The organism is Hominisplanchenecus murintestinalis (assembly GCF_943193015.1).
Lineage (GTDB): Bacteria > Bacillota > Clostridia > Lachnospirales > Lachnospiraceae > Hominisplanchenecus_A > Hominisplanchenecus_A murintestinalis.
Genome location: NZ_CALPCM010000020.1, coordinates 43,148 through 50,955, shown reverse-complemented (window position 1 = coordinate 50,955; position 7,808 = coordinate 43,148). Strand labels below are relative to the sequence as shown.

The 7,808-nt window shown below is 46.3% G+C and carries 6 protein-coding genes; all 6 read left to right on the top strand.

All coding sequences use genetic code 11. From position 1 onward, the window contains the following. The first annotated feature begins 85 nt into the window (after positions 1 to 85). The 6 genes from NFR99_RS08860 to NFR99_RS08835 all read left to right on the top strand — a co-directional run bounded on the left by NFR99_RS08860 (position 86) and on the right by NFR99_RS08835 (position 7,771). Positions 86 to 388: a WXG100 family type VII secretion target gene (locus NFR99_RS08860; protein ID WP_120484630.1), complete on the top strand. Its 303-nt coding sequence runs from the start codon at positions 86 to 88 to the stop codon at positions 386 to 388. Between the two features lie 18 nt (positions 389 to 406). Next, positions 407 to 724: a WXG100 family type VII secretion target gene (locus tag NFR99_RS08855; protein WP_135975449.1), complete on the top strand. Its 318-nt coding sequence runs from the start codon at positions 407 to 409 to the stop codon at positions 722 to 724. A 68-nt stretch (positions 725 to 792) separates the two neighbouring features. Continuing rightward, a complete protein-coding gene (locus NFR99_RS08850) occupies positions 793 to 2,364 on the top strand; it encodes an FHA domain-containing protein (protein WP_251353446.1) in 1,572 nt (523 codons plus the stop codon). A gap of 122 nt (positions 2,365 to 2,486) precedes the next feature. Further along, the gene (locus NFR99_RS08845; protein WP_120484633.1) at positions 2,487 to 3,320 is read left to right on the top strand and encodes a CvfB family protein; all 834 of its coding nucleotides are present in this window, start codon (positions 2,487 to 2,489) and stop codon (positions 3,318 to 3,320) included. A 13-nt stretch (positions 3,321 to 3,333) separates the two neighbouring features. After that, a complete protein-coding gene (locus NFR99_RS08840) occupies positions 3,334 to 4,266 on the top strand; it encodes a CPBP family intramembrane glutamic endopeptidase (RefSeq protein WP_135975445.1) in 933 nt (310 codons plus the stop codon). Between the two features lie 16 nt (positions 4,267 to 4,282). Next, complete coding sequence (locus NFR99_RS08835) at positions 4,283 to 7,771, top strand: DNA polymerase III subunit alpha (protein ID WP_251353445.1); 3,489 nt, start codon at positions 4,283 to 4,285, stop codon at positions 7,769 to 7,771. Positions 7,772 to 7,808 lie beyond the last annotated feature (37 nt).

Here is a 7,808-nt window from a genome sequence, read left to right as displayed (position 1 = left end):
CCTGGCTCATTCATCTGAGATATGTAACTAAAAAATCCTTGAAAAATAAGGAAAAAAGACTTGACTAAATAGGGAGGAGTAGAAAATGGCAAACAACATTACTGTGAATACCGGAACCGTAAAATCGAAAGCGGGTGAGCTAAGAAATCTGAATAAGACTTTTAAAAGCAAAGTCGAGCAGCTTAAATCAACAGAAAGCTCTTTAAATTCGATGTGGGAAGGGGAGGCTAAGACAGAGTTCCATAATGCATTTAATAAAGATATCACGCAGATGAATAACTTTTATAATGCAATTGAGAAATATGTAACAAGTCTCGAACAGATTGTGGCGGCATATCAGAATGCAGAGAAGAAAAATGTTTCCACAGCAACGCAGAGAAAATATTAAAGCGGAGGGTAAATAAGTATGGAAGGTACAATTAAAGTTAATACAGCGAAATTAAGAAGTACGGCAGGTTCATTTCAACAGACGGGAAACGCATTGAAGAGTACGACAAATCAAATGATGAATCTGGTAAACAGCTTAACGGGAAGCGTTTGGAGCGGGGATGCGGCAAATGCTTATACAAAAAAATTTAAACAGCTGCAGAATGATATTAACCGAATGATTAAAATGGTAAATGAACATGTGACAGATTTAAATAATATGGCGGCACAGTATGAAAAGGCAGAGGCTGATAATAAAGCAGCGGCATCTGCCCTGTCAGGAGATGTTATTGTATAAGATTTCAGGAGCACAGAAAAGCACCGGGAAAAACGGTGCTTTTCTGTTTATGAAATAGGAGAAAAAATATGGGAATAAGGTTACAGATTCAAAAAATAGGATGTCTGTTGTGGCTGGTAGGAATCTGTTTTTTGATTCCGCGGCATGTATTAGCGGAAGGCCTTACTGGTCTTGAAGAGGCAAAAAAAGGGATCGTAGAGATTCAGGCAGGTTTTAAGGATGAAAAAGGCATTTTTCGAAAAGTAAAATCTGGGAGTGGATTTCTAATCGGCGGCCGGGAGGGGAAAATGTATATCATAACCGGAAACCGTGTTGCGAGGATTACCAAAAAGGAGAAAAGGCTTTTTTGTGAAAAACATGAAATCCAGTTAGATACAGTTCCGGCAGAAGATGTTGTAAGGATTATTGTAAAAGGCGATGTGGCGATGGAGACTTCCATTTTAGCAAGCAGCAAGGCAAAAGATTTTGCGATATTGAATATAGAAAATATCATCAATGAAAAACAGCCGCTGCGTCTAAGGGAAGATTTTGAATGGAAAGCTGGGGAGAAAGTTTCTGTGCTGTCTTTCCGTCAGGAAATCAAAGGGCAGCAGTTTATGGATAGCGATGTAGAGGAATATATAGGAGAAATACAGATAAAGGATGTAAATTTGGACAAAGAATACTCGTTCCGATACGCAGCAGAACTGCCAGACGATTGTATTGGCGGAGTTCTATTGGATGAGGAAGGGTATGTTATCGGTATCCCAAATTCTGTGCTTTCAAAACCGCAGGAAGGGCAGTATGCGGCTACGGCAGTAAATGAGATTGTAGAGGTGCTGGATAATTTTTCGATTTATTATGACAGTTACCTGAAAGATAAGAAAAAAGAAGAATTGGAGAATTTATATAAAGAATCCGTAAAAATATATGAAAGCGGTATATATAAACAGGATTCACAGGAGAAACTGGAGACGGCGCTGGCTCAGGTGAAAGACATGAAAGAAACAGGATTCTTGACACTGGAAGAAATGGAGGAAGGCTGTGCTTCACTTCAGGCGGCAAAGAATCATCTGGCATTGAAAACGGACAAAAGCAAAATTGTAGTAATTGTTCTTGGAATTATCCTTATAGTACTGTTTATTTGGCTGCTTCAATTACTTATCAGGAATCGCATTGATGAGAAAAAAAGAAATTTACAAGTACAAAATCCCACGACGCCACGGAGGCAGATGCATGGGGATGGACAAGAGGTTTTACAAAGCAGGAGAGAAATTTCTTCTGGACAGGCTCAAAAGCGGGAGGACTATCAGGACACACAGATAGAGCAGAAAGATACGGAAGTCTTAACGGAAATAGAAACATCGCAAATTTCTGCCATATGCCTGGCACGCAAAAAGACAGGGGAAGAATTTTTTACTGATAAGGAAAGAACTGTAATTGGAAAAGGGGAGGCGGCAGGGATTCGCATTGAAGGAAATGCAGCCGTCAGCAGAGAACATGCGGTGATTTTGAGAAAGAAGGAAAGCTACTTTATAAGAGATAAAGGTTCATTAAACGGCACATTTGTCAATGGAAAGAGATTAGGAGAATCGGAAGAAGCTATAATTTGTACAGGGGATGTTGTGCGGCTGGCGAATGAAGAGCTTGCGGTGAAATAAGGAGTTTTTTGACTGAAACCGATGAAATGTAGGAAGTTTGTACCCGAAATCTATTGAAATCTCCCATCAAATGCAATACAATTGTACACAGGCAAGAAGATGAATGATGAATAGGAGACGAGATGTTGCAGTTAGGGAAAAGACAGGAATTGACCGTGGTGAAACGGATGAAGTTTGGAGTGTATCTGGCAGAGGGGAAGGATGCGGAGGAGCGCGTGCTGCTCCCGGTGAAAGAGGTGCCGGATGAAACAGAAATCGGAGACAGGATAGAGGTATTTCTTTATCTTGATTCGAAAGACCGGATGATTGCTACCCGCAGGGAGCCTTATGCAGAGCTGGGGGGTGTTGCAGTGATGGAGGTTAAAGAGGTGTCGAATATCGGCGCATTCCTGGACTGGGGGCTGGAGAAGGATTTGCTTCTGCCCTTTAAGGAGCAGAGCAGGCGGGTTGCCCAGGGAGAGAAGGTGCTGGCGGCGGTTTATCTGGATAAAAGCCGCAGATTCTGTGCGACCATGAATGTATATGAATATCTGGAGACAGATTCCCCATATCAGAAGGATGATCGTGTGACCGGGACGATTTATGAGACGGAAGGGAACTTTGGCGTGTTTGTGGCGGTGGATAACCGCTATTCTGGGTTGATTCCAAAGCGGGAAGCAGCGGGGAGTTACCGGATAGGCGATACGATACAGGTGCGGGTTACGGCAGTGAAGCCGGATGGAAAGTTGGATCTCAGCCCAAACGAGCGGGTGGAAGTCCAGATGGATAAGGATGCAGAACTGGTTATGAAAGTCATCGAGGAATATGAGGGCGTTCTGCCTTTTGGGGAGAAAGTATCTCCGGAGATTATTAAACGCGAATTCGGCATCAGCAAGGCGGCTTTTAAACGCGCGGTGGGACGTTTGTATAAACAGGGGCGTATTCAGATCATGGAAAACAGGATTAAAAAATTATAGCGTGGTGACCGGTATGGATAAGACAAAAAGTATAAATCGATTATTTTTCGGTATGACTCTATGGATGATTGCCGCGCCATATCTTCTGGGAAGGCTGTTAATTCACCTGAGCGTGACGCAGCTGAATGTGGCGGGAGAATTTATTTTCATGTTTCCGGTGATTTTGTATATGGTTTTTAAGCGCATCCGGCCGAAAGAGTGGATACCTTTTCAGACAATCCGTATCTCTACGGTACTGATGTCGGCGCTGGCAGCATTTTTGCTGCTTCCGCTGATAACATTTATCAATGCATTTTCAATGCTGTTCGCGACGAATTATGTAAGTGAAACGGGCGCTCTGCTCATGGGTAATCCACTGTGGGTGAATCTTATGGTGATGGCGGTTATTCCGGCAGTGGTGGAGGAATTGATTTACCGTGGGATTTTTTACCATGCCTACAGGGAAAAGGGCGTTATTCTTGGGACTTTAGCGAGCGCGGTGGTGTTCGGGCTTGCCCACAGGAATTTAAACCAGTTTTTCTATGCGGCAGTGCTGGGGCTTGCATTTTGTATGCTGGTTGAGATTACCGGGAGTATTTATGCGTCCATGACAGCGCATTTTGTAATAAATGGATGGAGCGTAGTATTGATGCATCTGCAGGAAACGCTGTTGGAGTTTGCGGGCAGCGGAGGAACGGCTGTAGAACAGGCAGAGATTACGCAGGAGTCCTTGCTGGGAGTTATGCTGGGAATGGGAATCCTGGCGCTGTTTTCTACGGCGCTGGCGGCGGGCGTGATGATTTGGATGGCAAAGCACTGTAAGCGTGAGGCGCATATGCGGTGGTGTTTTAAGCGGCATGAACTGCCGGAGGGAGTGAAAAGAAGCTTTGTGACGCCGGCGTTTGCGGCTGCGGCTGCGGTGGGAGTGGCATATATGATTTTGCAGGAGACAGGCCTGCCGCTGTGACAGAAAGGGGTACGGAGTGAATTTTACACATCTGCACGTCCATACAGAATACAGTTTGCTGGACGGTTCGAATAAGATAAAGGAATATGTAGCCAGGGTCAAGGAGCTGGGCATGGACAGTGCGGCGATTACAGACCATGGCGTGATGTTTGGCGTCATTGACTTCTACCGAGAGGCAAAAGCGGCCGGGATTCATCCGGTGTTGGGGTGCGAAGTTTACGTGGCGCCAAATTCCCGTTTTGACAAGGAAGCCTCAGGTGGGGAGGACAGATATCACCATCTGGTACTTTTGGCTGAAAATAATGTTGGTTATGGAAATTTAATGAAAATCGTGTCAAAAGGCTTTGTAGAAGGTTTTTATTATAAACCGCGGGTGGATATGGAGGTACTGCAGGAATACCATGAAGGAATTATTGCGCTGAGCGCCTGCCTTGCAGGAGAAGTGCAACGGTATCTGGTACGTGGAATGTATGAAGAGGCGAAGCGCGCTGCACTGAGATATGAAGGGGTTTTCGGGAAAGGGAATTATTTTCTGGAGCTTCAGGATCATGGGATTCCGGAGCAGAAGACGGTGAACCAGCAGCTTCTGCGCATGAGCCGGGAGCTGGAAATCGAGCTGGTGGCGACGAATGACGTACACTATACGTATGCCCGGGATGAGAGCGCCCATGACATTCTTCTGTGCCTGCAGACACAGAAGAAGCTGGCGGATCAGGACAGGATGCGCTATGAGGGCGGCCAGTATTATGTAAAATCTCCCGAGGAAATGGCGCAGCTTTTTCCTTATGCGCTGGAGGCGCTGGAGAATACGCACAAGATTGCGCAGCGCTGCCATGTGGAGATTGAGTTTGGCGTGACGAAGCTTCCGAAATACGATGTGCCAGGCGGATATACCTCCTGGGAATATTTAAATAAGCTCTGTTTTGAAGGGCTGGAAGCGTTGTATCCGGCCGTTACAGAGGCTTTGAAGGAGCGGTTGGACTATGAACTGAATACCATCAAAGAGATGGGGTATGTAGATTATTTCCTGATTGTGTGGGATTTTATCAAATATGCGCGGGACAATGATATTATTGTAGGGCCGGGGAGAGGGTCTGCGGCGGGAAGCCTGGTAGCGTATACGCTTGGAATCACGCAGCTTGACCCTATCCGCTATGACCTGCTGTTTGAGCGGTTCTTGAATCCTGAGAGGGTGTCGATGCCTGATATCGACGTGGATTTCTGTTTTGAAAGACGGCAGGAAGTGATTGATTATGTGGTGCGCAAATATGGGAAAGATCGTGTGGTACAGATTGTTACGTTTGGTACGCTGGCAGCCCGCGGCGTGATCCGTGACGTGGGACGGGTGATGGATTTGCCTTATGCAATGGTAGATTCTATCGCGAAGATGATTCCGCAGGAGCTGAATATCACGATTGACAAGGCTTTGAAAGTGAACAGCGAGCTGCATAAGCTCTATGAAGAAGATGAGCAGGTACACACACTAATCGATATGTCCCGGAGGCTGGAAGGGCTGCCCAGGCATACGTCCATGCATGCGGCGGGAGTTGTTATCAGCCAGAAGGCAGTGGATGAATATGTGCCGCTCTCAAGAGCCAGCGACGGTTCGATTACGACCCAGTTCACCATGACGACGCTGGAAGAGCTGGGGCTTTTGAAAATGGACTTCCTGGGTCTGCGTACCCTGACGGTTATCCAGAATGCAGTCCGCATGGCGGAGAAAAGCAACGGGAAAGTAATCGATATGGATACCATCGATTACAACGATAAGAAAGTACTGGATTCCCTGGGGACAGGACGGACGGACGGTATCTTCCAGCTGGAGAGCGCGGGGATGAAGAATTTCATGAAAGAGCTAAAGCCGCAGAGCCTGGAGGATGTTATCGCGGGAATTTCCCTGTACCGTCCCGGACCTATGGATTTCATTCCTCAGTATATCCGCGGAAAGAACAACCCGGAGACAATTACCTATGACTGCCCGGAATTGGTTCCGATTCTCGAGTCCACCTACGGCTGTATTGTGTATCAGGAACAGGTTATGCAGATCGTGCGCGTGCTGGGCGGTTATACTTTGGGGAGGAGCGATTTGCTGCGCCGTGCGATGTCGAAGAAAAAGGCGGCGGTGATGCAGAAGGAGCGCCAGAATTTTGTATACGGAAATGAAGAAGAGGGCGTACCGGGTTGTATCAAAAACGGGATAAAGGAAGAAATAGCGAATAAAATATATGATGAAATGATTGACTTTGCAAAATATGCGTTTAATAAGTCCCATGCGGCGGCTTATGCTGTGGTGGCCTATCAGACAGCATATTTGAAATATTACTATCCGGTAGAATTTATGGCTGCGCTGATGACGTCGGTGATTGACAATACCCGCAAGGTGTCGGAATATATTTATTCCTGCCGTCAGATGGGAATACAGATTTTGCCCCCGGATATCAACCGGGGAGAGGGCGGCTTTTCAGTAGATGGGCAGAATATCCGCTATGGGCTGTCTGCGATTAAGAGTGTAGGGAAGCCGGTGATTGACGCCATCGTGTCAGAGCGTGAGACGCGGGGGGAATATAAATCCCTGCAGGATTTTATTGAGCGCCTTTCCGGAAAAGAGGTAAATAAGCGAACCATTGAGAGTTTTATTAAGTCGGGGGCGTTGGACAGCCTGGGCGGTACGAGAAAGCAATTTATGATGGTTTATGTCAGAATTCTGGACAGTGTGAACCAGGAGAAAAAACATGCGATGGCAGGGCAGCTTTCATTGTTTGATTTGGTGTCTGAAGAGGAAAAATCGGCGTATGAAATCCATCTTCCGAATGTGGGCGAATATGACAAGGAACAGCTGCTGGCATTTGAGAAGGAAGTGCTCGGAATTTATGTAAGCGGCCATCCGCTGGATGATTATGAAGCTTTGTGGAGGAAGAATATCTCGGCAGTCACCTCGGATTTTATGCAGGATGAGGAGACAGGGGCAGTGAAGGCAGAGGACGGCGCTTATGAGGTTCTCGGCGGCATGATTGCTGCCAAGACAGTAAAATATACCCGGACGAACCAGACTATGGCGTTTATAACTCTGGAAGATTTAGTGGGGACTGTGGAAATCGTGATTTTCCCGAAGGTTTATGATCGGTTTCGAAATCTTTTGGAAGAGGACAGCAAAGTATTTGTGCGGGGAAGGGTTTCCGGCGAGGAGGAGAAAGACAGCAAACTAATCTGTGACAAAATCTGGAGCTTTTCAGATATCCCCAGGGAGCTGTGGGTACAGTTTGCAGATATGGGGAGCTTTGAGAAGCAGGAGTCCGACCTTTATAGCTTTATCCGTGAGGAAGAGGGAAAGGACAGGGTTGTGATTTATGTAAGAAATCCCCGGCAGGTGAAGCGTCTTTCGGAGAATTGGGGCATTACGGTCAGCGATGAGCTTTTGCATAGCCTGAGGGAGCGTTTTGGGGAGGCGAATGTGAAAGTTGTGGAAAAGTCTATTGAAAAACAGGGCAAAATGAATTACACTTAGAATTAATAAAAAGGTATGGTTTGACCACGCAGCCCGT

Bases quoted from the DNA above. Each gene is read 5' to 3' on its own strand.
- NFR99_RS08850 (WP_251353446.1), top strand. From the start codon at position 793: ATGGGAATAAGGTTACAGATTCAAAAAATAGGATGTCTGTTGTGGCTG.
- NFR99_RS08855 (WP_135975449.1), top strand. From the start codon at position 407: ATGGAAGGTACAATTAAAGTTAATACAGCGAAATTAAGAAGTACGGCA.
- NFR99_RS08845 (WP_120484633.1), top strand. From the start codon at position 2,487: ATGTTGCAGTTAGGGAAAAGACAGGAATTGACCGTGGTGAAACGGATG.
- NFR99_RS08860 (WP_120484630.1), top strand. From the start codon at position 86: ATGGCAAACAACATTACTGTGAATACCGGAACCGTAAAATCGAAAGCG.
- NFR99_RS08840 (WP_135975445.1), top strand. From the start codon at position 3,334: ATGGATAAGACAAAAAGTATAAATCGATTATTTTTCGGTATGACTCTA.